Origin of the sequence: Vibrio hippocampi, assembly GCF_921292975.1 — a bacterium.
Taxonomy (GTDB): Bacteria; Pseudomonadota; Gammaproteobacteria; order Enterobacterales; family Vibrionaceae; genus Vibrio; species Vibrio hippocampi.
The window spans coordinates 1,603,099-1,625,273 of the sequence record NZ_CAKLCM010000002.1; the positions used below are offsets into that span (position 1 = coordinate 1,603,099).

The window sequence follows — 22,175 nt, forward strand, 5'->3', positions numbered from 1 at the left end:
TGTCCTACTTCGAGCGAAGTCATCGTCACTAATCGATTTATGCGACTAGTGACGGTAAATGATATCTGATTTAGGCTTGGTTTTTTCGTGGGAGTTCCATCGTCAGATCACAAAATGACAACCTATCGATTATGGGTTGCGCGGGAACTTATTGAAGTCCGGTCGACGCTTTTCATTAAAGGCGTTGCGTCCTTCTTGTCCCTCATCGGTCATATAGAACATCATCGTGGCATTGCCTGCTAATTCTTGTAAACCGGCCTGACCGTCACAATCCGCATTAAGCGCCGCTTTCAAGCAGCGAAGCGCCATTGGGCTATGTTGCAGCACCTCACGACACCAGCGAACCGTCTCTTTTTCCAAGTCAGCCAGCGGTACTACCGTGTTGATCAGTCCCATATCCAACGCTTCTTGTGCATCATAGAAACGGCACAGGAACCAGATTTCACGTGCTTTTTTCTGACCAACGATTCGAGCCATATACGATGCACCCCAACCGCCATCAAATGAGCCCACTTTAGGCCCAGTCTGACCAAACTGGGCGTTCTCAGCAGCAATCGTCAGATCACACATCATATGCAAAACATGACCGCCGCCAACAGCCCAACCCGCGACAGAGGCAATAACAGGTTTAGGACAAGTACGAATTTGGCGTTGGAAATCGAGCACATTCAAGTGATGTGTGCCAGTATCATCTTTGTAGCCGCCGTAATCACCACGAATACTTTGATCGCCACCAGAGCAAAATGCTTTTTCACCAAGACCAGAGAGAATAATCACACCAACTTGCTCATCATAACGGGCGTCAGCCAGCGCCTTCATCATTTCCATTACCGTTTGTGGTCGAAATGCGTTATGTACTTGAGGGCGAGCGATGGTAATTTTGGCGATGCCATCCACGGACTTGTGATAGTGAATATCTTCAAACCCTTGTTCTACCAAATTCCACTCTACCGGTTGATAAAGCTCTTGCTCTGTGAGTCCAACTGTTTTAGCCATGTTCCTGTTCCAAATTGAGTCCCATTCAAGTCGTGGGAGTGATTCCAATATAATCAAACAACGCCTGCGCGAACGCTTCAGGTTGCTCGTGATGGACATTATGCCCAGCGCCATCAACCACCCGATGAGTTAGCTGGCTGTTTACAGCTAAATCAGAGAATTTTCGGTCTTTTTGCCCACTGATATAGAGTGGTTTTTTATCATTATCAAACCGAAGAGAGTTGATGGATTTCAATACGTTATTTTGATGTCCTAATGACGTTCGCATCAACATTAGTGACAAAGAGCGCCCAAGATTACCACTGCGTAAGCGAATCAAATCTTGTCTTTGCGCATGATTTAATGAAGAAAATACCGGTTGTTGATACCAATCGAGTAAAACTTCTTCAATCGGTTGCCTCTCAAATCGATGTGCCCATTCTAAGTCATGCTTTAAGCGCTGCTGCTTTTGCTCTTGAGAAGCTAAACCGAAGTGACCTCCTTCAATGATGAGACCTGCAATATTAATACCAGTTGCCGATCGACTCTCCAGTGTCTTGCTATCAGAAAAATAGCTCATTAGTACACGAGCCCCTAATGAGTAACCAATCAAATAAACCGTGACATTTTCATTCAAGGCCTTGTTTTTTATTACATTATCAATAGTGTCTATGACCTGTTTTCCCGCATCAACAAGGTCATCACACGTATGATGACCACTCAATCCATGACCGGGCAAATCAATCAGTAAACGATGAAACTGTGAGCATAAAGTCGATACGGCTTGCCAATCATTGCCATCGCCAAGAAACCCATGAACAAACACCATCATAGTGCAAGGTTTCTGGGTTTCCTCTAAATCGCTGGGGATAAACCGGTGAGCTAGCATAAATTTGATGCAGATTCGATTTGTGCACCGATCTGCTTTATTAATTGACTCACTTGGTCTGAGGGAGTCACCACTTCAATGAATAATGCGCCTGTCCCTTGGGTAAGATGTCGTGACAGTGCCGTGTTTAACTCCGCTGGAGTTTGCGGCTGAATATAACCCAAGCCAAATTGCGCAGCAGCATGCTCAAAATTAAGATGGTGAGGCATTTGATAGAGGCTGGATTTGTGCTCCGCTGGAACCGGCAGCATATCGAAGATCGCACCACCGTTATTGTTCGTCACAACGATAACCGTTGGCGTTTCAGTATCGGAAAAGAGCGCTAACGAGTTAAGGTCATAAAGTAACGAGGTATCTCCTAAATACAACGCAGTTGGAACGGAGTTGGCGCGGATAACCCCAGCCGCCGTGGCGACAAGTCCATCAATCCCCGATGCGCCGCGATTGGAAAACACCGATAACTCAGGCACTTTTACCAACATATCCAACAAACGGACAATCATGCTATTGCCGATAAACAGCTGTGTCGATACCGGGAGAGATTCCACCGATAGCGCAACATCAAGCTCCGTTAACGCTTGCGATGGTTGATAACACGCTCGCGTTTTTTGTGCCGCCTCCGTTAATGCCTCAGCCCAAGCGAAATGCTCACTCTGCTCTTCGCCTGATTGATAGTGACTAACAAAATCCGTTGCTGAAAGCTGCCAATGCGTCTGCGGTAAATGGTCGGGGTTGAGATTGTCTCGCTGAGGACAAATCAACGCATACGCACAGCCGGACAAGACTTGTTGCTTTATCCACACCAACAAACGCTTAGAAACCAATTGGCTACCAAATTGCACAATCATATTGGCTTGAGACAGCATTCGATTGGCATCGGTATTTCGCAGCCAAATATCATAGCTCTGCCACTTATCGCTAACGCCACTTTGCGGATCACACAGCACTGGCCATCCCAGTTTCAATGCAAAGTCACGAGCGGCTTGAGCGTTTTTCTTGTCCAGATTACCAACGACGATCACGCCTTTACTTTGCACGAGTTTTTGCCAGTGCGGTAAGGTAGCCAAATTCAATCTATCCGCGACAAAGCGGTGGCTATACACGCTATCGGAGCAACGCCAAGCACTCACGGTCTCGGTGTATGAGGCAAACTGTTGACCGGCATCATCGCCATATAATGGTTCGGGGAAAGGACAATTAATGTGAATACTGCCACCGAGTTGCTGCTGTTGGGCAATGGTGTGGTCCAAACTGGTTAATAACCAATTAAGACTTACCTGAGTAGTTGGGCTGGGCAGAAAAAGATGGCTGGTAACATGGTGGGTAAACACGTTTTGTTGATCAATCGCTTGATTGGCACCACATCCAATCAGGTCAACCGGTCTATCCGCGGTCAGCAAGATAAGCCGCTCTCGGGTCAGATTAGACTCGGCGACCGCGGGCAGTAAATTGGCGACGGCGGTTCCAGACGTGACAATCACAGCCACCGCTTGCTCAGTCACTTTGGCAATACCGAGCGCCAAAAAGCCTAATCCGCGTTCATCAAAATGGGTATGTATGGTCAAATCCGGATGTTTTGCGGCTTCCAGTGTTAATGGTGTGGAGCGTGAGCCTGGTGCGATACAAACATGCCTTACTCCTTGTCGATACAGTTCTTCAATGAGCGTTGCTGTCCAAATACGATTTAAAACCGCTTGCTGCTGACTCATGAAGCCACTCCAAGGTATGGATTATCCGAAATTAAGCTCAGTAATGTTTGCATTTTCTTATCCAGTTCATGCCATTCATGCTCGGCGACCGACCCGGGGACAATCCCTGCTCCAGCAAACAATTGGCATTGTCTTCCTGACACCATCGCACTTCGAATAGAGACACAAAACTCCGCCTTTTTATGACTGAGATAGCCGACAGAACCTGCGTACCAACCTCGCGCAAAAGGCTCATGCTGAGCGATATATTCCAGGGCTTGTTGGCGCGGTAAACCGGCGACCGCAGCCGTCGGCTGTAATGCTTTTAATAATTGCACGCCATTGATTCCAGGTTGCAACACCGCACTGATACTTCTTTTTAGATGTTGTACGCTGCGCAAACGCACCAACTGGCAGGTATTATCGACCACTACCGACTCCGAGAATGGCTGTAAACTAGTAATGACATCATCAACGACATATTGATTTTCATTCACGTTTTTGACGTCTTGAGTCAACCAATTGGCTAACTCTAAATCTTGCGATGCACTGTCACCACGACCAATGGTTCCAGCCAGCGCTTCTGTCTCCAAATCCCTATCGATACGACGATATAAACGCTCAGGCGTTGAGCCAATAAAACAGTGGCTCTTAGACAGGGACATCAAAAAGTGAAAGCTGTTGTGATTAGCCAGAACACTGGCTTTAAGAAACTGAGCCCCGGTCATTGATGAGGACAAGTGAATTTCCGTTTTTCTTGCCAGCACGACTTTCTCAAACTTCTGCGCACAAATATTGTCGAGCGCATCATCGACCAACGTTTGCCATTGTTTACGCTCTGGTGTGTGATGACAGGCGACGACTTCGTTAGACAGTGGCGTCAACTCAACCGTTTCAGCTATCAGCTGCGATAACGCTTGTATTGTCACCTGCTTGTTTAAACCAATATTAGCGGCAAGATACCATTGGTGGTCTATACGGATAAGTTCTATCTGAGGCAAAAAAAACAGCGCCGACATACAGCGAGGATTTTTATCCGTCTGACCATCAAAAGAACGCCCGCCCCAAACCCTCTGGTTTTCGGCCAAAATTGTGTAGGCTGGCGCTGGATCGCTGAAGGTGTGTAGTTGACCAAGTGCAACCACCTCTTCCCTTGCATCTCTCGTCTGCCAATAAAATTTTGGAAAATGCGGTTGAGCCTCGAGCCAATCGATCATACCCACTGTTGGAGCCGAAGAGAGCGCAAGTTCCAAACGGCGAACTCCAGTCGGGGCCGTTTTAATCTGCTCGATAAGCTGTGAAATGACGTGTTTTAATTGAGACAAATCAACCTCAAAACTAAGATTTTTACTGTTACCATAAAGGGTTATCACCGAGTACTCTAAGTATACTGCCTCTTGAGATCAAGTCTATCTGACTACACAACCTAAAGATGCGAGCTTTCTCGTTATACTCAAGTCGCCAGTTTAGGGTTCATGTGCAGCTAACAATGATAACGTTGAGCGGATGCCCTCAGTATAGCAAACGACTAACTCATTGATTTTATGAACACACCTTTGCTATTGCTCGCCATCTGAGCTACAGATTTTTATTCTATAAAACGCCAAATTAGTGTAACTTGGTAAAAATAATGACTACTTTCTAGGAATCAAGCAATGAAAAATATCGAGATGTCGTCAAAACTCGATAATGTCTGCTACGACATTAGGGGTCCTGTACTCAAACATGCTAAAAGAATGGAAGAAGAGGGACATAAAATCCTGAAACTCAACATTGGCAACCCCGCCCCATTTGGTTTCAATGCTCCTGATGAAATTTTGGTCGATGTCATCCGTAATCTCCCGACTTCTCAAGGTTATTGCGATTCCAAGGGTATATATTCAGCCCGCAAGGCCGTGGTTCAACATTATCAGCGCAAAGGGATACACACCCTAGACGTTGAAGATGTCTATATTGGTAATGGTGTTTCTGAGCTTATTGTAATGGCAATGCAAGCCTTGCTGAACAACAACGATGAAATGTTGGTTCCCGCTCCTGATTACCCACTTTGGACGGCAGCCGTTTCATTGTCGGGCGGAAAAGCTGTCCATTATATCTGTGATGAACAAGCCGATTGGTATCCCGATCTTGAGGATATCAAGAGCAAGATTACCCCAAAAACACGGGGTATTGTTCTTATCAATCCAAACAACCCAACCGGTGCGGTCTATAGCCGTGATTTCTTATTAGAAATCGTTGAGATTGCGCGTCAACACAAGTTGATTATCTTCGCGGATGAGATCTACGACAAAGTTCTCTATGACGGTGCGACTCATACTTCGGTCGCCACATTGACGGACGACGTCTTGGTGATGACTTTTAACGGCATATCAAAAGCCTACCGTGTTTGTGGCTTCCGTGGCGGATGGATGTTCCTAACGGGTCCGAAAGAACTGGCCACTGGCTATATCAATGGGTTGGAAATGCTCGCCTCTATGCGTTTGTGTGCCAACGTGCCTATGCAGCACGCCATTCAGACCGCATTAGGGGGCTATCAAAGTATCAATGAACTCATCCTGCCTGGAGGTCGATTACTGGAACAGAGAGATAAGGCTTTTGAGCTAATCACTCAAATTCCGGGTATCAGTTGTGTCAAACCGAAAGGTGCTATGTATCTATTCCCGAAAATCGACACCAAAAAATACAATATCGTCGATGACCAACGCATGGTACTGGACTTCTTAAAACAAGAGAAAGTCCTGATGGTGCAAGGCACGGGCTTTAACTGGCCGAAACCAGACCATTTCCGTATCGTCACCCTTCCCCATGTGGAAGATTTGGAAATGGCGATTGGACGCTTTGAGCGATTCTTGTCGACATATAGCCAATAACGCTTTCATATCATCACGTTAACGCCTATTCTTAAACACACGCTTTCGAGCGTGTGTTGTTTTTTTAGCTCTAAGGATAGTCGCCAATGAAACAAAGCCACTTTTTTGCCCACTTGGCCCGTATGAAACTGATTCAACGCTGGCCATTAATGCGCTCCATCTCAACCGAAAACATTTCCGAGCACAGCCTACAAGTGGCGTTCGTCGCTCACGCATTGGCCATCATCAAAAACAAAAAGTTTGCGGGCAATACTCACCCTGAACGTATCGCGATCTTGGCCATGTACCATGATGTCAGTGAAGTATTAACCGGTGATTTACCCACACCAGTCAAATACTTTAATCCTGATATCGCCAAAGAATATAAGAAGATTGAGACGGCCGCAGAAGAGAAACTGATCTCCATGTTGCCAGAAGAGCTGCAAGAGGATTTTAAGCCTTTCTTAATATCCGACTATAGCCACGAAGAAGATCGGCAAATCGTCAAACAAGCGGACTCGATATGTGCCTATCTCAAATGCCTAGAAGAACTGAGTGCAGGCAATCATGAGTTTGCCCTTGCTAAAAGACGCTTAGAAAAAACCTTGGCAGACAAAAGGACACCCGAGATGGATTACTTTCTCCAAACTTTTGCCGCCAGCTTTGAATTATCCCTCGACGAAATCAGTTAACTGAGCCGCTTAACGATGTGACAAACCATGTAAAAACGATGTGAAGAAAGATATGAAGGAAGTCTAGATGTATCAAGAACCCAGTGAATTTTGGCACCAAAGACACAGCAACGAACACAAACTAAGACGAGATGACCAAAGGAACCCTTATCAACGGGACCGCGCTAGAATCCTTCATTCGGCGGCATTTCGTCGCTTGCAAGCCAAAACCCAAGTACACGGCACTGGCAGCAATGACTTTCATCGCACCCGGTTAACCCACTCTTTGGAGGCGGCTCAAATCGGCTCTGGAATTGTCGCTCATCTAAAACAGAAACAACCTGAATTCACTCCTTTGCTTCCCTGCGATGCTCTCATCGAAGCGTTGTGCCTCGCCCATGATATTGGTCACCCGCCGTTTGGTCATGGCGGTGAAATCGCGCTTAACTACATGATGCGAGAATACGGTGGCTTTGAGGGCAACGCACAAACCTTTCGGATCGTCACTCAGTTAGAGCCCTATACCGAGAAACATGGCATGAACCTAACCCGACGTACCATATTGGGATTGATGAAATACCCAAGTATGTTAAGCCACTGTCGGGCTGACAAACAGCACGAATCCGTGTCTAGCCCCAGACAAATCAAAGCTAAGCATTGGATGCCTGCCAAGGGGATCTATGATGCCGATGTCCAGCCATTTAATTGGGTATTTGAGCCGATCAACTCACAAGATAGTGTGCAATTCCAGCAATTAAAGCCAGCCCTTGATCCATCGCCTTATTGCCATAAAAAAACCAAGTTCAAGTCTCTAGATTGTTCGATTATGGAGCTCGCGGATGACATTGCCTACGGGGTTCACGATCTAGAAGATGCCATCGTACTCGATTTAGTCACCAAAGAGATGTGGATTGAAAATGCCGCACAGGCGCTAAAAAATGAAACCTGTACCTGGCTTTCTAATTATATCGACTCGATCACCGAACTTTTGTTTTCCGGAAAACACTATCAAAGAAAAGATGCGATTGGCGGGATTGTGAATGCCTTACTGACCAATATTCATATCTCAAAGGTGCCCGATGCCGATTTTGAAGATGAGCTTCTAAGCTACAACGCCTATTTAGATGTGGAGATGGCTAAGGTATTGGATATATTAAAAAACTTTGTCAGCCAATACGTTATTCAAGTACCAAGAGTCCAGATCGTTGAATACAAAGGTCAACAGATCATCATGGATCTATTTCAAGCTTTCAATGCAGACCCTGAGCGCTTGCTGCCAGAATCAACCAAGGCGTTATGGCTCAATGCTTGTGAAACTCAAGACCACGGAACGCGCGTCATCGCTGACTATATCTCGGCTATGACGGATGGCTATGCGCAAAAGATGCACTCTCAGCTATTTTCAATTTCATCGCTGGGATAACTGGTATAACGATCACTGGTATAGCTAAAGCGAAAAACTATTTGTCGCCGTAATTACGCTGATAAACTTCAGGCGGCATGCGCTTAATCTGATACTCGATCATTTGCTCAAAGGTGGTTAATAGTGGCTTAAAATCCAACTCTGGTTGCAGCAGAGACAACAAATGATAGCCCGCTTCAACCGTTGATAACGCATTCGCCTTAGGTGCTTTGCGTATCCGGTAGTCACCTTCTAATGCCTCGGGTAAGTGAATCTGTGGTAATTCATGTAGCCAATGGTTGATATTCCACATTTTATAGGCTTTCTTCCAGGTCCCATCAATCAAGATGACCCGTAAAGGCAAGCTATCATCGCCCATCTCCCGTTGCGCGATGCTAGAAGAATCAGCAGTAGGATATAAGACCACGGTTTGGTATGCAGGGTCGTTGATAAGTTCGAGCAAGGGTTGATGCTCGCTAAAGTCTTCGCCAACAAACAGTCGCGCATTATGCAAGGATAGAGATAGAATACGCGCTGTTCCCAAGGGACGTTTCTCTTCACTTGGATGTTGCAATATAATCAACTCAATTTGACTTGTGAGTGGCTGTATCCAGCGACAGAAACAAGCGTCACCCGCTTTTAGACAGTTTGGACAATATCGAGACATGGATAGACTTTTCGCTTTGAGGCTTACATTATTCAGTTTAGTGTGTATTTTGCTTCAATTTCCGGCTCTGCAAGCGATCGCTGAGTGGAGTCGTGAGCAAATTTTATCTGGTCAGTGGTGGCGCATAGTAACAGGAAACTTTACTCACACCAATGTTACTCACCTTTGCTTAAACCTAGCGAGCGTTTGGGTCATCTGTTTCCTGTTTCGACCGAGTAGCGCAATGTTTGCTGGAGTGACTTCATTTAGCGCTGTCACCATTGGATTAGGTATATTTGTTAGTGAGATACAAATTTACTTGGGACTTTCCGGTATATTACACGCTTTATTTGCCTTTCTCGCTCTCAGAGAAGCGCTACAGGGCAGACAATCGAGTTGGCTACTCGTCATTGGTGTCATAGGTAAAGTCGCTCTAGAGCAAATTCAGGGCGCGCCTGAAAGTACAGCTAAACTCATTCAAGCCAATGTTGCCATTGAAGCTCATCTAATCGGCGCGATAACAGGATTGACGTTGGCGATATTATTGCAGGGGTATCAATACTACCAGCAACGTCAATACAAGCCCTACAACTGAATCCTATCTCGATTGTTACTCACAGTTGCACTTCCGATGCCTTTGATCGCCGTGAGTTCGTCTGCGGATTGAAAATCTCCGTTTTTCTCGCGATATTCAACAATATCTTTGGCTTTTGCGGGTCCGATACCTTGCAATAGTTCGGCTAACTCCTCGACACCTGCAGTGTTAATGTTAACCGTTATTTCTATTCCCTCATACTTGTCATTGGTCGTTTCAGCATGGAGCGTTATCGGTGCAAACACAAACAGAAAAGAAGCGATAAACGTCAGTAAGGTTTTCATACCATATTCCTCATATTAGATTGACTGGAATGGTTAAATTACCCTGCTCATACATGAAGAAAAGAAGATCACCGATAAAATAAAACGGACCCTAAAAAGGGTCCGTTTTGAGTAACTTATTAATTGCAGTCCTAAACTAGGATGCTCGAATTATTCACTAATGAAATATTCGATATCGGTGTTACTTCTTAGGATAGCAAGTACGGCTGTCAGGTCACGTTCTGTAGAAAAACGCTCTGCTTGTTCACCAATTTGCTGGTTATAGCTTTCGTCATAGTCATTGGTCACTTTATCAAGCGCAATAATCACGACATCACCCAACTGATCTTTAGTTTGGGTGTAAGACGTTTCACCTTCTTGCGGCTTAGCCATCGCAAAAACAGATTGAGCAATCGGTGAGTTACGATCAATCACTTCTGGCTCACCAAACTCAAGCTGGTTCTCCGCAAGGATTTCTAGCTGACCTTGTTTTAGACTGTTCACTAACTCAACCGCCAGTTCCATCGCAGCTTGCTCACCTTTGATGTTCGCTAACTCAGTTTCTACACGAGTTTTTACTTCATCCAATGGCAAAACGGTTTCAGGACGTAGGTCTTCAACACGAACCACAACGATATGTTCAGGCGCAACTTCCAGCACTTCTGAGTTCAAGCCATCTTCTTTCACTTCAGGGCTATCGATCGCTTGCATAACGGCTGAAGATTGCAGCACTTGTGGCGCATCGGCTTGAGAAACAAAATCCGTAGTTTGCACTGACTGACCCGTCGCTTGAGCAGCATCTTCTAAAGAGTCTGGGAATTCAAACGCAACTTTTTCAAGTTCACTTTGTAGGTTGTAGAATTCATCTACCGCGAGTTGATCTCTCAATTCAGCAACAATTTCATCTTTCACTTCCGCTAACGGTTTAGTTTCCGATGCTTTGACTTGATCAAGTTGGATGATGTGATAACCGAAATCAGACTTCACTAGACCGGTATGGTCACCAACGTTTTTCAGAGCGAATGCCGCTTCTTCAAATGCTGGGTCCATAACATCACGCTCAATCCAACCTAGGGAACCGCCCTCTTCTGAGCTACCAATGTCTTCTGATTTTTCTTTAGCAAGCGCAGCAAAGTCTGCACCAGCATTCAGTTCATCAAGGATAGCTTGTGCTTTAGCTTCGTCATCACCTTGAACCAAGATGTGGCTCACTTCGCGCTGCTCAGAGGTTGAGTACTTGGAAATGTTCTCTTGATAGTATTGCTGCACTTGTTCATCAGAAACTTGAATGTTCTGTTTTAAAGCTTCCGCAGAGATCTCGATGTAGGCGATTTTCACCTGCTCAGGGCGGGTATATTGCTCAGCATGATCTTGATAATATTTATCCACTTCTTCGGTAGTCAGTTCCATTTGCTCTGCAAACTGCTTAAGAGGCAGTGTAAAGGTTCTGACTTCGCGAGTCTGAGTCAGCAACTCACCTTGTAGTTTCACTTCATTTGGAAGAGCAAACTCACTACTTTGGATAGCACTTAACAGTTGGGTACGCACCAGATCACGGCGCAAATATTCTGCAAAGCTGTCTGCACTGAAACCAGCACGACGTAGAGTCGCTTGATAAATTTCTGAATCAAATTGACCGTTGCTTTGGAACTGAGGCATTTCTAGTATCATTTGACGAATTTGTTCGTCACCAATACGCAAGCCAAGAGATTGTGCGTATTGCTCTAGAAGAACATCGTTAATCATACGATCAAGCACGGATTTACGAAGTGATGCCACATAGCTCGGGTCAGCAAGTAACGTTGAGAAATACTCGCCCAATTGAGCTTGCATACGATCACGTTCGTTTTGATAAGCTTGTTCAAGGTCACCGCGGCCGATTTCAGTTCCGCCAACTATAGCAGCGGTATTTGCATTACCGCCGGCGATGTAGCTACCGACACCTGCAAATACAAAAGACAGGATGATAAGTCCTAGGATAATTTTAACCGCGATGCTGTTAACGCCTTCGCGAATTCGCTCCATCATAATTTTGTTACTCTCCAGATAGGAAGGATTCTCTTCAACTGAAACGGATAATATCAGAAAAAGAAATGCGCATCAGTAAGATGCGCATAATTTAAAAAGGTTCGACTTTTCGCGATGATTCGCCGCTTGAACGTCTAATTGTTAACCAATAGATTAGTTGCAAGCGTCTTTAAGTGCTTTACCTGCTTTGAACGCGGGTACTTTAGCTTCAGCGATTTGAATCTCATCACCCGTCTTTGGATTACGACCAGTACGTGCTGCACGAGTACGTACGCTAAATGTACCAAAGCCAACTAGAGCAACTTGGTCGTCATCTTTTAGAGACGTTGTTACTGCTTCGACAAATGCATCTAGAGCGCGTCCTGCTGATGCTTTAGATAGGTCAGCGTTTTCTGCGATTTTTTCCACTAATTGTGTTTTATTCACTGTGTTTCCCCTTAATGTTACCACTCTATTTTTTATTTCGAGGTAACGTTTGTTCCATTCTCGTAGTCAATTACTCAAAGCCTTGCAGCACAAGGGTTCGAGTTGCATTGCTAACGTTAGTGCCACAAAAAAACGCTGACAAGCTTTTTTTACTTATCAGCGTAATTCTTTTACTTAAATTTGGTGCGCATCACTATTTTGCTGGCTCAAAAACCACGCCAAGTGGTGGACGCTCGAGAGCAACTTCAAGTACTTCGTCGATCCACTGCACCGGAATCACTTTAAGATCGGCGATAACGTTATCAGGAATCTCTTCCAAATCACGCTCATTGTCTTTTGGAATCAGTACCGTTTTGATGCCGCCGCGATGGGCTGCAAGTAGCTTCTCTTTCAGACCACCGATAGGCAGAACTTCACCACGCAGGGTGATCTCACCAGTCATTGCAACGTCGGCTTTAACTGGATTACCCGTCAAACTAGAAACCAGAGCGGTACACATTGCGATACCCGCACTTGGTCCATCTTTCGGGGTTGCGCCTTCTGGTACGTGAACGTGAATATCACGCTTTTCATAGAAATCCGCGTTAATACCTAGCTTTTCAGCTCGACTTCTCACAACGGTCATCGCCGCCTGAATAGACTCTTGCATGACATCACCGAGAGAGCCAGTTTGGGTCAATTTACCCTTACCTGCCATCGACTCAGTTTCAATGGTCAGTAAATCACCGCCCACTTCGGTCCACGCAAGACCCACAACTTGACCAATACGGTTGCGATCATCCGCTTTGCCGAAATCGAAACGCTGCACGCCTAAATATTCTTTCAGGTTCTGACCTGTGACCACGACCTGCTTGAGTTCTGCGTCCAACAAGATGTTCTTAACCGCCTTACGACAAATCTTAGAAATTTCTCGCTCAAGGCTACGAACACCCGCTTCACGAGTGTAATAGCGGATGATGCCAATAATGGCCGAATCCTCAATGTCGATTTCATGCGCTTTCAGTCCATTACGCTCAACCTGCTTAGACACTAAGTGTCTTTTGGCGATATTGAGCTTTTCATCTTCGGTATAACCAGAAAGACGAATCACTTCCATACGATCGAGTAACGGACCTGGGATGTTCATTGAGTTTGAGGTAGCAACAAACATCACGTCTGACAGATCGTAGTCAACTTCTAGGTAGTGATCGTTAAACGCATTGTTTTGCTCAGGATCGAGAACCTCAAGCAGTGCTGACGATGGATCACCACGCATATCTGAAGCCATTTTGTCGATCTCATCGAGTAAGAACAGTGGGTTCTTTACGCCGACCTTAGACATTTTTTGAATCAGTTTGCCTGGCATTGAACCAATATAGGTTCTTCTGTGACCACGGATTTCCGCTTCATCACGCACACCACCCAGCGCCATACGTGTGTATTTACGTCCTGTCGCTGAAGCAATAGAGCGACCTAGCGAAGTCTTACCAACACCGGGAGGACCAACCAAACAAAGAATCGGGCCTTTGAGTTTATTAATGCGATTTTGAACCGCCAAATACTCGAGAATACGTTCTTTTACGCGTTCTAAGCCATAGTGGTCTGCGTTAAGAGTCTCTTCTGCTTTTGCAAGATTCTTTTTCACTTTAGAGCGTTTTGCCCATGGCACGCCGACCATCCAGTCGATATAACTGCGCACCACCGTCGCTTCTGCAGACATAGGAGACATCATCTTAAGCTTCTGAAGCTCTTGCTCTGTCTTCTCTTTTGCTTCTGCTGGCATTTTCGACTCTTCAATTTTCTTTTTCAGAGCTTCAAATTCATCAGGCGCGTCATCGAGGTCACCCAACTCTTTCTGGATAGCCTTCATTTGTTCATTCAGATAGTACTCGCGTTGCGATTTTTCCATCTGCTTTTTAACGCGACCTCTGATGCGTTTCTCGACTTGCAATAGGTCGATTTCAGATTCCATTTGCCCCATCAAAAATTCAAGGCGCTGAGTCACATCAAGCAGTTCGAGAACTTGTTGCTTGTCCGTCAGTTTAAGAGGCATGTGGGCTGCAATGGTATCTGCAAGGCGCGCCGCATCATCGATACCGCTTAGGGAAGTCAGTACCTCTGGTGGGATTTTTTTGTTGAGCTTGATAAAGCCTTCAAACTGATCAATCGCGCTGCGAACAATCACTTCTTCTTCTCTATCATCTAATTCTTTAGTGACCAAGTATTCTGCATCGGCAACGAAGTACTCTTCATCGCTATAGCTGTTGATCTTGGCGCGCTGTTGACCTTCAACAAGTACTTTTACCGTACCATCTGGCAACTTGAGGAGTTGCAAAATCGTCGCGACCGTACCTGTGGTAAACAGATCTTCAATTTTTGGTTCTTCTGTGTCGGCTTCTCTTTGGGCAACAAGCAGCACTTGTTTATCGTTGTCCATCGCTGCTTCTAAGCAACTGATCGACTTTTCGCGGCCAACAAACAGAGGAATAACCATGTGTGGGTAGACCACAACGTCGCGCAGAGGCAATACCGGGATTTCTATACGCTCGGAACGTTCCAAGTTCATATTCTTCTCTCTTCCGCTTTGTCTTATTGTTTTGTATATGGGGGCTTATTTATCGGATTCAATAAAAGAAATAAAAAAGGAGGTAATAATACCTCCTTTGTTGTTAAAGACGTGTTGAGTGCTTACTCAGCGCCAGCGACTTGATTGTCACTGTTGGTGTAAAGAAGCAAAGGTTCTGACTCACCGTTAATCACGCTTTCGTCAATCACTACCTTGCTCACATCCGTTACAGAAGGCAACTCGTACATGGTCTCAAGCAGCACACCCTCAAGGATAGAGCGTAAACCACGAGCACCCGTCTTACGTTCCATTGCTTTCTTAGCAATCGCGCGTAGAGCATCTTCACGGAACTCAAGTTCGACACCTTCAAGATCAAATAACGCGCCGTACTGCTTGGTTAGAGCATTCTTTGGTTCGTTAAGGATCTGAATCAGAGCATCTTCATCAAGTTCAGTCAGTGTCGTCGTAACGGGTAGACGACCGATGAATTCTGGTATCAAACCATATTTCACCAAATCTTCTGGCTCGACTTGAGTGAATAGCTCACCCACTGTCTTGGTTTCATCTTTAGAACGAACTTCCGCGCCAAAACCAATACCAGTACCCGTTGCTACACGTTGGTCGATTACTTTATCTAGACCGGCAAATGCACCGCCACAGATGAAGAGAATCTTTGATGTGTCGACTTGCAAAAACTCTTGTTGAGGGTGCTTACGACCACCTTGAGGTGGAACAGAAGCAATGGTGCCTTCTACAAGTTTGAGCAATGCCTGCTGAACACCTTCACCGGATACATCACGAGTAATCGATGGGTTTTCAGCTTTACGAGAAATCTTGTCAATTTCGTCGATATAAACAATGCCACGCTCAGCTTTCGCTACATCGTAGTCACACTTTTGAAGCAGTTTCTGAATGATGTTTTCCACATCTTCGCCGACATAACCCGCTTCTGTTAGCGTGGTTGCATCTGCCATGGTGAAAGGTACATCAAGGAAACGAGCAAGCGTCTCTGCCAGTAGTGTTTTACCACTACCTGTTGGGCCGATAAGCAGAATATTACTCTTACCTAACTCAACGCCGTCAGCAGTGGTATCACCGTTGCGCAAGCGCTTATAGTGATTGTAAACCGCTACGGAGAGCACTTTCTTCGCATAGTCTTGACCGATTACATAATCGTCTAGGTGTGCTCGAATTTCCTTAGGCGCAGGTAACGCTTCAGACTCTTTCTTCGGCAGCACATCTTTGATTTCTTCGCGGATAATGTCATTGCATAAATCCACACATTCATCACAAATGTAAACGGAAGGACCCGCGATTAGCTTGCGAACTTCATGCTGACTTTTACCACAGAAAGAGCAGTATAGAAGCTTACCATTGCCGCTCTCTTTGCTTTTATCTGTCATTCGCTAACCTCTTAGCCTTACTTTCTATGTTTTGAGTGTATATCAATTTCTAACAAAATGCGCCCGAGAATTTACATTTCAAGGGCGTCCTACCAGAAAATACACTGCAATAGCTTTTATGATTAACCGCGGTGGGTTAACACTTGATCAATGATTCCATATTCCGCAGCTTGTGCCGCTGACATGAAGTTGTCACGATCGGTATCTTTTTCAATAATATCGAGCGGTTGACCTGTGTGCTCCGCCAATAGTTTATTGAGTTTTTCCTTGATGGTCAGGATCTCTTGCGCGTGGATTTGAATATCCGATGCTTGACCTTGGAAACCACCTAGCGGTTGGTGAATCATCACGCGTGAATTTGGCAGCGCAAAGCGTTTACCCGGCGCACCGCCAGCTAACAGGAATGCACCCATTGAGCAAGCTTGACCCGTACATAGCGTGCTCACGTTTGGTTTAATAAACTGCATGGTGTCATAAATCGACATACCTGCAGTGACACTGCCACCTGGTGAGTTGATGTATAGGAAAATGTCTTTGTCTGGATTTTCTGATTCTAGGAAAAGTAGCTGGGCAACCACAAGGTTTGCCATGTTGTCTTCCACTTGACCGGTCAAGAAAATGATTCGTTCTTTTAGTAATCGCGAAAAAATATCGTAAGAGCGTTCACCACGAGAAGTTTGTTCAACTACCATAGGTACTAACGCGTTCATAATTGGCGACATTGCGTTGTTTTCTTGGTTGCTCATATTCTTATGTCCCTAAAATAAATGGCCCGGATGATAGATACCATACGGACCATTGTTAGCAGAGAAAGTGACGTTAAGTCAACCTTCTACACCAGATAATGCTTATTGAGCTGGTTGCTGGTTCATTAGCTCGCCAAAGCTCACTTCTTTGTCAGAAACCTGTGCTTTAGCTAGGATAGCATCAATTGCTTGCTCTTCCAGTGCAACATTACGCATGTTGTCCATCATTTGTGGGTTTTGCTCGTAGTAAGCAATAACTTCTGATGGATCTTCGTAGGCTGTTGCCATTTCAGAGATAAGTGCTTTCACTTTTTCGTCGTCAGCTTTTAGCTCTTCAGACTTGATCACTTCACCTAGAAGAAGACCAACAACAACGCGACGCTTCGCTTGCTCTTCGAACAGTTCACGTGGAAGTTGCTCAGCCGCTTCTGGGTTACCACCAAAGCGTTGTGCAGCTTGTTGACGTAGTGCACCGATCTCTTGATCAACAAGTGCAGATGGTACGTCAATGTCGTTTTGCTCAACTAGACCGTCGAGAGCTTGCTCTTTGATGCGGTTCTTGATTGCTTGCTTAAGCTCACGCTCCATGTTCTTGCGTACTTCAGCTTTAAGTGCGTCAACACCGCCTTCAGCAACACCGAACTTAGCAACAAAATCATCCGTTAGCTCAGGAAGCTCTTGAGCTTCTACTTTGCTTACTTTGATTTGGAATTTAGCCGCTTTACCTTTTAGGTTTTCTGCGTGGTATTCTTCAGGGAAGTTAACGTCGATTTCGAATTCCATACCCGCAGTTTTACCTTGGATACCGTCTTCAAAACCAGGAATCATACGACCTGCGCCCATTTCTAGAGGGAAGTTCTCAGCTTTACCGCCTTCAAACTCTTCACCGTCGATAGAACCAACGAAATCGATAGTAACACGCTTACCATCTTCTGCAGCTTCTTCAACTTCAGTCCAAGTCGCTTGTTGCTTACGTAGAGTTTCGATCATCTCGTCAACGTCAGCTGCGTTAACTTCAGTTGCTGGTTTTTCAACAACGATGTTTTCTAGACCTTTTAGTTCTACTTCTGGGTAAACTTCAAAAGTTGCAGTGAAAACTAGGTCTTGACCTTCATTGTTTTCAACAGGAGCAAAAGTAGGTGCACCAGCAGGGTTGATTTTCTCTGCGACAATCGCTTCGATGAAGTGGCGTTGCATTACTTCACCCATAATGTCTTGGCGTACTGCTTTGCCGTACATTTGCGCAACCATTTTCATTGGCACTTTGCCTTTACGGAAGCCATCAAAACGACGGTTCTTAGCGATGTTGCGTAGTTCAGCTGTCACTGCATCTTCGATGTTTGAAGCAGGAACAGTAATGTTAAGACGGCGCTCTAGGCCCTCTAGAGTTTCAACAGTAACTTGCATTGTATAAACCTCAGTTTGGCTCAGTGTTGGCTGAGCGTATGAGCTTCCATATCATCACGATATTTCCGCTTCATCCTTGTTAGTGCAAATTTGCACTTTCTTAAAAATGAGCATCGACCGCTTGTCGTTAACAAGGTCAATGGCCGAACTAATGAGTGACGTCTTTATTCCCTTGAAGCAATGCTCAACGGGTTAAAGGCATCTCCGATTAGCCTCAGGACAAAATTTCAGACGCGACATTCTAGCGATCAAGCTCTAGGCTGTCGAGTCGAGTTGCTCGCATTTGCTCGATTTGTCGCTAATTACTCGCTAAACGTGACTCAGTAAAACACGAATAAATTCACCAAACACCCAACTAACATGGGGACAATAACGTTTTTTTCAAGCAAGTGAATGGCTTTTTTTGCTCAAGTGCTGAAAAAGTGAGCTTGCTCTGATTTCTAATCAGCGGTTTCTATCTTTCATCCCAGCGTTATTGCTCACTTCGTGACCTATAAAACAAATAAATGAAAAAAGTTACCGTGATCATTTAACACAAAATCATAGCGTTAACATGGAGAGCTAGATTTTGTCATGATTTCGATTCGTACTGTGACTTAGCTCTTCTATAATTTAACTAGGTGTATGCAACGAGACGATCAACTATCCGCATACAGGGGGAAAGGACGATGGGCGAAAAAACAAAGGTTCCCTATATTTCAGAAACGGTTGAAATCGATGGAATATATTACGTGGAACAAAGGGGCACAACTGAGCGACGACGCCAAACCAGTAAAAGGGTACTTTACGAGCGCAGAACACAACCGGATCCAAGAAAGACGCATGGACGTTTTATTGATGAAGAGGTGTAATCATAACGCCGATATTGATATTCACCTCACATTGGTTGGTCTTCACTTCTAAAGAGCGGCATTGACTGCTTTTGCAAGAGCTTGTGCCGCCTGCTCTGGGTCGCCGTCTGGATTATTAAAGAAATCGGAGACAACCTCAAAAATGGCGCTTTGCACATAGGTTGTGGTCGACATACCTTGAGACATACTCGGCACTAGCCCCCCTAAACGCTCAGCTTCCATAAATGCTTGTTTTGAGGCTTTGGCACAACTATCAAAAGAGTCCAACGAGATATCACTTCGAATCGGGATTGAACCCTTGGTACGATTAAACTTCTTTTGAAATTCCGGCTCAAAAATGGTGTTTGCCAATGCTTTTTGTGCTTGTGTGTCGATATCCCGTGACATTTCAAAAAACGCAAAACTATCAACATTGTAAGAAAACTCATTCGTTGTGCCCAATGCAGGGACACATAAGTAGTCGATTCCCGGTTTTTTACCCGCGGCAATAAATTCGCCTTTCGCCCAATCTCCCATGAGTTGCATCGCCGCTTTACCTTGGATCACCATCGCAGTGGCAACGTTCCAATCACGACCGCGATAGTTGGGATCAATGTAGTCATGCATGCGCTTAAATTGGGTAAACACCTCGACCATATGCTCGCCACTCAGTACGTCCATACGATTATCAACGAAAGCCTGTCGATACATTTCAGGACCCAATACATCCAAAGCAATCACTTCAAATAACGTCACATCCTGCCAAGGTTGCCCTCCATGAGCCAACGGGATATGCCCCGCCTGTTTGATTCGCTCTGCGACCTGAAAAAACTGCTGCAATGTCGTCGGTGGTTGAGTAATACCAACGTCCCTTAGCAAGGTCGTATTCGCCCAAAGCCAGTTCACTCTATGAATGTTAAGAGGCACAGCAACATAGTGCGATTGATATTTCATCGAGTTGGCAATGACCTCGGGAATCAATTCATCCCAACGATGTTGTTGGGAAACATCATCTAAAGATACAAGAAAGCCAAGTCTGCCCCACTCTTGAATATCCGGACCTTTAATTTGTGCTGCTTCGGGTGGATTACCCGATACCGCGCGGGTTTTTAATACGGTCATGGCCGTTTCGCCACCACCACCTGCAATGGCAAAGTCCTGCCACTGATACCCTTGTTCCTCAAGGGTTTGTTTGAGAACCTGTGCCGCTTCGGCTTCTCCTCCCGATGTCCACCAGTGCAAAACCTCAACATTTTTTGCAGATACCGTCCCGCATCCCATGGAGAGAGCAACATAGAGCATGGATAAACACCGCTTACTGTTTTTCATCATGATTGACCTCAACCTTGTTAGCTAGATTTCCGCATCGGGTGCAATGAAAACTTCCACTTCCAAACCGCCTTCAGCTCGATTACGAAGCACCAAATCTCCACCCAAACCATGCAGGATACTTTTGCAAATACCCAAACCTAATCCATGACCTTCTTTGTCTTTGGCGAGGCGAACATAAGGTTCAAAGACCGCTTCAAGCTTATCTGCTGGAATACCGGGTCCTTGGTCAATAATTGAAACCACAATCCATTTTGACGTCCGCTCAATTCTGACGTTAGCATAATCGCCATATTTCACCGCGTTGTCGATAAGGTTGCTGAGTACCCTTTTCATCGCTAGCGGTTTGGTCACCACAGAACCTATCTCCGAAGGCACAAAATCGACCTTAGTGATCTCTTGGTTGTAGGTTTCAATGACACTTATAACCATTTCATTGAGATCGATATGCTGTTGGTTTTCGTGCAAATCTGTATCTTTTACGCACTGTAATGCGCCCTTAACCATCATCTCCAACTGATCGAGGTCTTGGTTAAATTTATCGGTTTTGGCATCGTCATCTAACAGTTCGGCTCTCAATCTGAGGCGAGTAATGGGTGTTTTTAGATCATGAGAAATGGACGAAAATAGGGTTTCGCGATCGGCAATATATTGGCGAATTCTCGTTTGCATACGGTTAAACGCACGAGTGGCTGTGATCAATTCAGACGCACCTTGCTCTTTCAATGGAGGCTGATCGATATCCATACTCATTTGGTTCGCTGCTTTCGCTAAGCGCCTAAGTGGCTTAACTTGGGCGCGTACCAATAAGAAAGTCAGTATTAACAGCAAAGTAGTCGACAAAGTCAAAAACAGCACTTGGTCTTGAGATAGCAGCTTATCCTCTAGCTGTAAGTAAGGAGAGGGCAACAATGCTGCAATATATAGCCATTCATCCTCTTTAATCTGTAATTGCACAACCAGTATCGGCGGGTCGAGTGGTCCCAACGTCAAGGTATGATGCGCCCATGATTTTGGCAGGTCGTGCAGATAGATATTGTTTTTGAGCAGACGCAAATTTTCTGCTTTTGAAAAATCCACCTCAACAGATTGAATCTTGGGGAGTTTCTCTTGCAATACACCTCTGACTGATTCGACCGATGCCAGTTTTAATGGGGTATCATCAATCGGTTCAACGATTAATTGCTCTTTGTTAAAGGAAACAAAAAAACGTGTTCCGCCCATATTGCGGATCTGATCTAACACAATATGACGATAGCGAATCGGCAACTTTTGAAAAAAGGTGACGGTGGAAGCAAACATGGTCGCCATGCTCGCTGAGATATCTCTGATGCCAGACAGCTCGTCTTGCTTGGTTTTTTGATACCAAATGGCCGTTAACACGCCTTGAGAACAGATAACGGCAAGTAGCGTCAAAATTAATGTTCGAGCAACCAGCGAGTTCGGGCTGAACCTTTTATACCAAGGAGCACGCTCTGCCATC

At 45.2% G+C, this 22,175-nt stretch carries 19 protein-coding genes; 5 read left to right on the forward strand and 14 right to left on the reverse strand.

Annotation, left to right across the window (positions count from 1 at the left end):
* Positions 1–129 precede the first annotated feature (129 nt).
* From menB to L9Q39_RS09525, 4 genes are read right to left on the reverse strand one after another with little or no spacing between them, the layout of a single operon-like run.
* Positions 130–996, reverse strand: a complete 867-nt coding sequence (menB, locus tag L9Q39_RS09510) for a 1,4-dihydroxy-2-naphthoyl-CoA synthase (protein ID WP_237484847.1) — start codon at positions 994–996, stop codon at positions 130–132.
* A 25-nt stretch (positions 997–1,021) separates the two neighbouring features.
* Positions 1,022–1,864: a 2-succinyl-6-hydroxy-2,4-cyclohexadiene-1-carboxylate synthase gene (gene menH / locus L9Q39_RS09515; protein WP_290369141.1), complete on the reverse strand. Its 843-nt coding sequence runs from the start codon at positions 1,862–1,864 to the stop codon at positions 1,022–1,024.
* Positions 1,858–3,573, reverse strand: coding sequence for a 2-succinyl-5-enolpyruvyl-6-hydroxy-3-cyclohexene-1-carboxylic-acid synthase (gene menD / locus L9Q39_RS09520; RefSeq protein ID WP_237484849.1), 1,716 nt, complete (start codon positions 3,571–3,573; stop codon positions 1,858–1,860). Before menD ends, menH begins: the two co-directional genes overlap by 7 nt.
* Positions 3,570–4,877: an isochorismate synthase gene (locus L9Q39_RS09525; protein ID WP_237484850.1), complete on the reverse strand. Its 1,308-nt coding sequence runs from the start codon at positions 4,875–4,877 to the stop codon at positions 3,570–3,572. Before L9Q39_RS09525 ends, menD begins: the two co-directional genes overlap by 4 nt.
* 330 nt (positions 4,878–5,207) lie before the next feature.
* Here L9Q39_RS09525 and L9Q39_RS09530 point away from each other — a divergent pair, with 330 nt between their 5' ends.
* The 3 genes from L9Q39_RS09530 (at position 5,208) to L9Q39_RS09540 (ending at position 8,495) form a co-directional block, all read left to right on the forward strand.
* A complete protein-coding gene (locus tag L9Q39_RS09530; protein WP_237484851.1) occupies positions 5,208–6,422 on the forward strand; it encodes a pyridoxal phosphate-dependent aminotransferase in 1,215 nt (404 codons plus the stop codon).
* Between the two features lie 86 nt (positions 6,423–6,508).
* The gene (gene yfbR / locus L9Q39_RS09535) at positions 6,509–7,093 is read left to right on the forward strand and encodes a 5'-deoxynucleotidase (RefSeq protein ID WP_237484852.1); all 585 of its coding nucleotides are present in this window, start codon (positions 6,509–6,511) and stop codon (positions 7,091–7,093) included.
* Between the two features lie 67 nt (positions 7,094–7,160).
* Positions 7,161–8,495 (forward strand): anti-phage deoxyguanosine triphosphatase, encoded by a 1,335-nt coding sequence (locus tag L9Q39_RS09540; RefSeq protein ID WP_237484853.1) that lies wholly within the window; start codon positions 7,161–7,163, stop codon positions 8,493–8,495.
* 37 nt (positions 8,496–8,532) lie between these two features.
* Here the strand turns inward: L9Q39_RS09540 and L9Q39_RS09545 are convergent, their stop codons facing one another.
* Complete coding sequence (locus L9Q39_RS09545) at positions 8,533–9,141, reverse strand: tRNA-uridine aminocarboxypropyltransferase (RefSeq protein ID WP_237484854.1); 609 nt, start codon at positions 9,139–9,141, stop codon at positions 8,533–8,535.
* Between L9Q39_RS09545 and rrtA the strand changes: the two genes are divergently transcribed.
* Entirely contained in the window at positions 9,140–9,715 is a 576-nt protein-coding gene (gene rrtA, locus L9Q39_RS09550; protein WP_435532815.1) for a rhombosortase, read from the forward strand. The genes L9Q39_RS09545 and rrtA overlap by 2 nt on opposite strands.
* Here the strand turns inward: rrtA and L9Q39_RS09555 are convergent.
* The 7 genes from L9Q39_RS09555 to tig all read right to left on the reverse strand — a co-directional run bounded on the left by L9Q39_RS09555 (position 9,706) and on the right by tig (position 18,533).
* Positions 9,706–9,999: a ComEA family DNA-binding protein gene (locus L9Q39_RS09555; protein WP_237484856.1), complete on the reverse strand. Its 294-nt coding sequence runs from the start codon at positions 9,997–9,999 to the stop codon at positions 9,706–9,708. The two genes, rrtA and L9Q39_RS09555, sit on opposite strands and share 10 nt — an antisense overlap.
* Positions 10,000–10,149: 150 nt before the next feature.
* Complete coding sequence (ppiD, locus tag L9Q39_RS09560) at positions 10,150–12,006, reverse strand: peptidylprolyl isomerase (RefSeq protein ID WP_237484857.1); 1,857 nt, start codon at positions 12,004–12,006, stop codon at positions 10,150–10,152.
* Between the two features lie 153 nt (positions 12,007–12,159).
* On the reverse strand, positions 12,160–12,456 hold the full coding sequence (locus tag L9Q39_RS09565; RefSeq protein ID WP_290369142.1) for an HU family DNA-binding protein: 297 nt from the start codon (positions 12,454–12,456) through the stop codon (positions 12,160–12,162).
* Positions 12,457–12,625: 169 nt separating this feature from the next.
* Positions 12,626–14,977, reverse strand: coding sequence for an endopeptidase La (gene lon / locus L9Q39_RS09570; protein ID WP_237484859.1), 2,352 nt, complete (start codon positions 14,975–14,977; stop codon positions 12,626–12,628).
* A 122-nt stretch (positions 14,978–15,099) separates the two neighbouring features.
* Positions 15,100–16,380 (reverse strand): ATP-dependent protease ATP-binding subunit ClpX, encoded by a 1,281-nt coding sequence (clpX, locus tag L9Q39_RS09575; RefSeq protein WP_237484860.1) that lies wholly within the window; start codon positions 16,378–16,380, stop codon positions 15,100–15,102.
* A gap of 122 nt (positions 16,381–16,502) precedes the next feature.
* Positions 16,503–17,126 carry an ATP-dependent Clp endopeptidase proteolytic subunit ClpP gene (gene clpP, locus L9Q39_RS09580; protein WP_237484861.1) on the reverse strand — a complete coding sequence of 208 codons (624 nt, stop codon included), beginning with the start codon at positions 17,124–17,126 and terminating at the stop codon, positions 16,503–16,505.
* 102 nt (positions 17,127–17,228) lie between these two features.
* Positions 17,229–18,533, reverse strand: a complete 1,305-nt coding sequence (tig, locus tag L9Q39_RS09585; RefSeq protein WP_237484862.1) for a trigger factor — start codon at positions 18,531–18,533, stop codon at positions 17,229–17,231.
* Between the two features lie 717 nt (positions 18,534–19,250).
* On the opposite strand from tig, the gene L9Q39_RS09590 reads away from it, so the two are divergent.
* Positions 19,251–19,436, forward strand: a complete 186-nt coding sequence (locus L9Q39_RS09590) for a hypothetical protein (protein ID WP_237484863.1) — start codon at positions 19,251–19,253, stop codon at positions 19,434–19,436.
* On the opposite strand, the gene L9Q39_RS09595 is transcribed toward L9Q39_RS09590, so the two are convergent.
* A complete protein-coding gene (locus L9Q39_RS09595; RefSeq protein WP_237485548.1) occupies positions 19,433–20,692 on the reverse strand; it encodes an ABC transporter substrate-binding protein in 1,260 nt (419 codons plus the stop codon). The genes L9Q39_RS09590 and L9Q39_RS09595 overlap by 4 nt on opposite strands.
* A gap of 24 nt (positions 20,693–20,716) precedes the next feature.
* Positions 20,717–22,174, reverse strand: a complete 1,458-nt coding sequence (locus L9Q39_RS09600) for an ATP-binding protein (protein WP_237484864.1) — start codon at positions 22,172–22,174, stop codon at positions 20,717–20,719.
* Between the last annotated feature and the right edge of the window lies 1 nt (position 22,175).

Excerpts from the sequence above, each read along its gene's own strand:
- L9Q39_RS09540 (WP_237484853.1), top strand. The coding sequence starts at position 7,161 with ATGTATCAAGAACCCAGTGAATTTTGGCACCAAAGACACAGCAACGAA.
- menH (WP_290369141.1), bottom strand. The coding sequence starts at position 1,864 with ATGCTAGCTCACCGGTTTATCCCCAGCGATTTAGAGGAAACCCAGAAA.
- yfbR (WP_237484852.1), top strand. The coding sequence starts at position 6,509 with ATGAAACAAAGCCACTTTTTTGCCCACTTGGCCCGTATGAAACTGATT.
- L9Q39_RS09595 (WP_237485548.1), bottom strand. The coding sequence starts at position 20,692 with ATGAAAAACAGTAAGCGGTGTTTATCCATGCTCTATGTTGCTCTCTCC.
- tig (WP_237484862.1), bottom strand. The coding sequence starts at position 18,533 with ATGCAAGTTACTGTTGAAACTCTAGAGGGCCTAGAGCGCCGTCTTAAC.
- lon (WP_237484859.1), bottom strand. The coding sequence starts at position 14,977 with ATGAACTTGGAACGTTCCGAGCGTATAGAAATCCCGGTATTGCCTCTG.
- rrtA (WP_435532815.1), top strand. The coding sequence starts at position 9,140 with ATGGATAGACTTTTCGCTTTGAGGCTTACATTATTCAGTTTAGTGTGT.
- L9Q39_RS09600 (WP_237484864.1), bottom strand. The coding sequence starts at position 22,174 with ATGGCAGAGCGTGCTCCTTGGTATAAAAGGTTCAGCCCGAACTCGCTG.
- L9Q39_RS09530 (WP_237484851.1), top strand. The coding sequence starts at position 5,208 with ATGAAAAATATCGAGATGTCGTCAAAACTCGATAATGTCTGCTACGAC.
- menD (WP_237484849.1), bottom strand. The coding sequence starts at position 3,573 with ATGAGTCAGCAGCAAGCGGTTTTAAATCGTATTTGGACAGCAACGCTC.
- L9Q39_RS09590 (WP_237484863.1), top strand. The coding sequence starts at position 19,251 with ATGGAATATATTACGTGGAACAAAGGGGCACAACTGAGCGACGACGCC.
- menB (WP_237484847.1), bottom strand. The coding sequence starts at position 996 with ATGGCTAAAACAGTTGGACTCACAGAGCAAGAGCTTTATCAACCGGTA.
- clpP (WP_237484861.1), bottom strand. The coding sequence starts at position 17,126 with ATGAGCAACCAAGAAAACAACGCAATGTCGCCAATTATGAACGCGTTA.
- L9Q39_RS09545 (WP_237484854.1), bottom strand. The coding sequence starts at position 9,141 with ATGTCTCGATATTGTCCAAACTGTCTAAAAGCGGGTGACGCTTGTTTC.
- L9Q39_RS09555 (WP_237484856.1), bottom strand. The coding sequence starts at position 9,999 with ATGAAAACCTTACTGACGTTTATCGCTTCTTTTCTGTTTGTGTTTGCA.
- clpX (WP_237484860.1), bottom strand. The coding sequence starts at position 16,380 with ATGACAGATAAAAGCAAAGAGAGCGGCAATGGTAAGCTTCTATACTGC.
- ppiD (WP_237484857.1), bottom strand. The coding sequence starts at position 12,006 with ATGATGGAGCGAATTCGCGAAGGCGTTAACAGCATCGCGGTTAAAATT.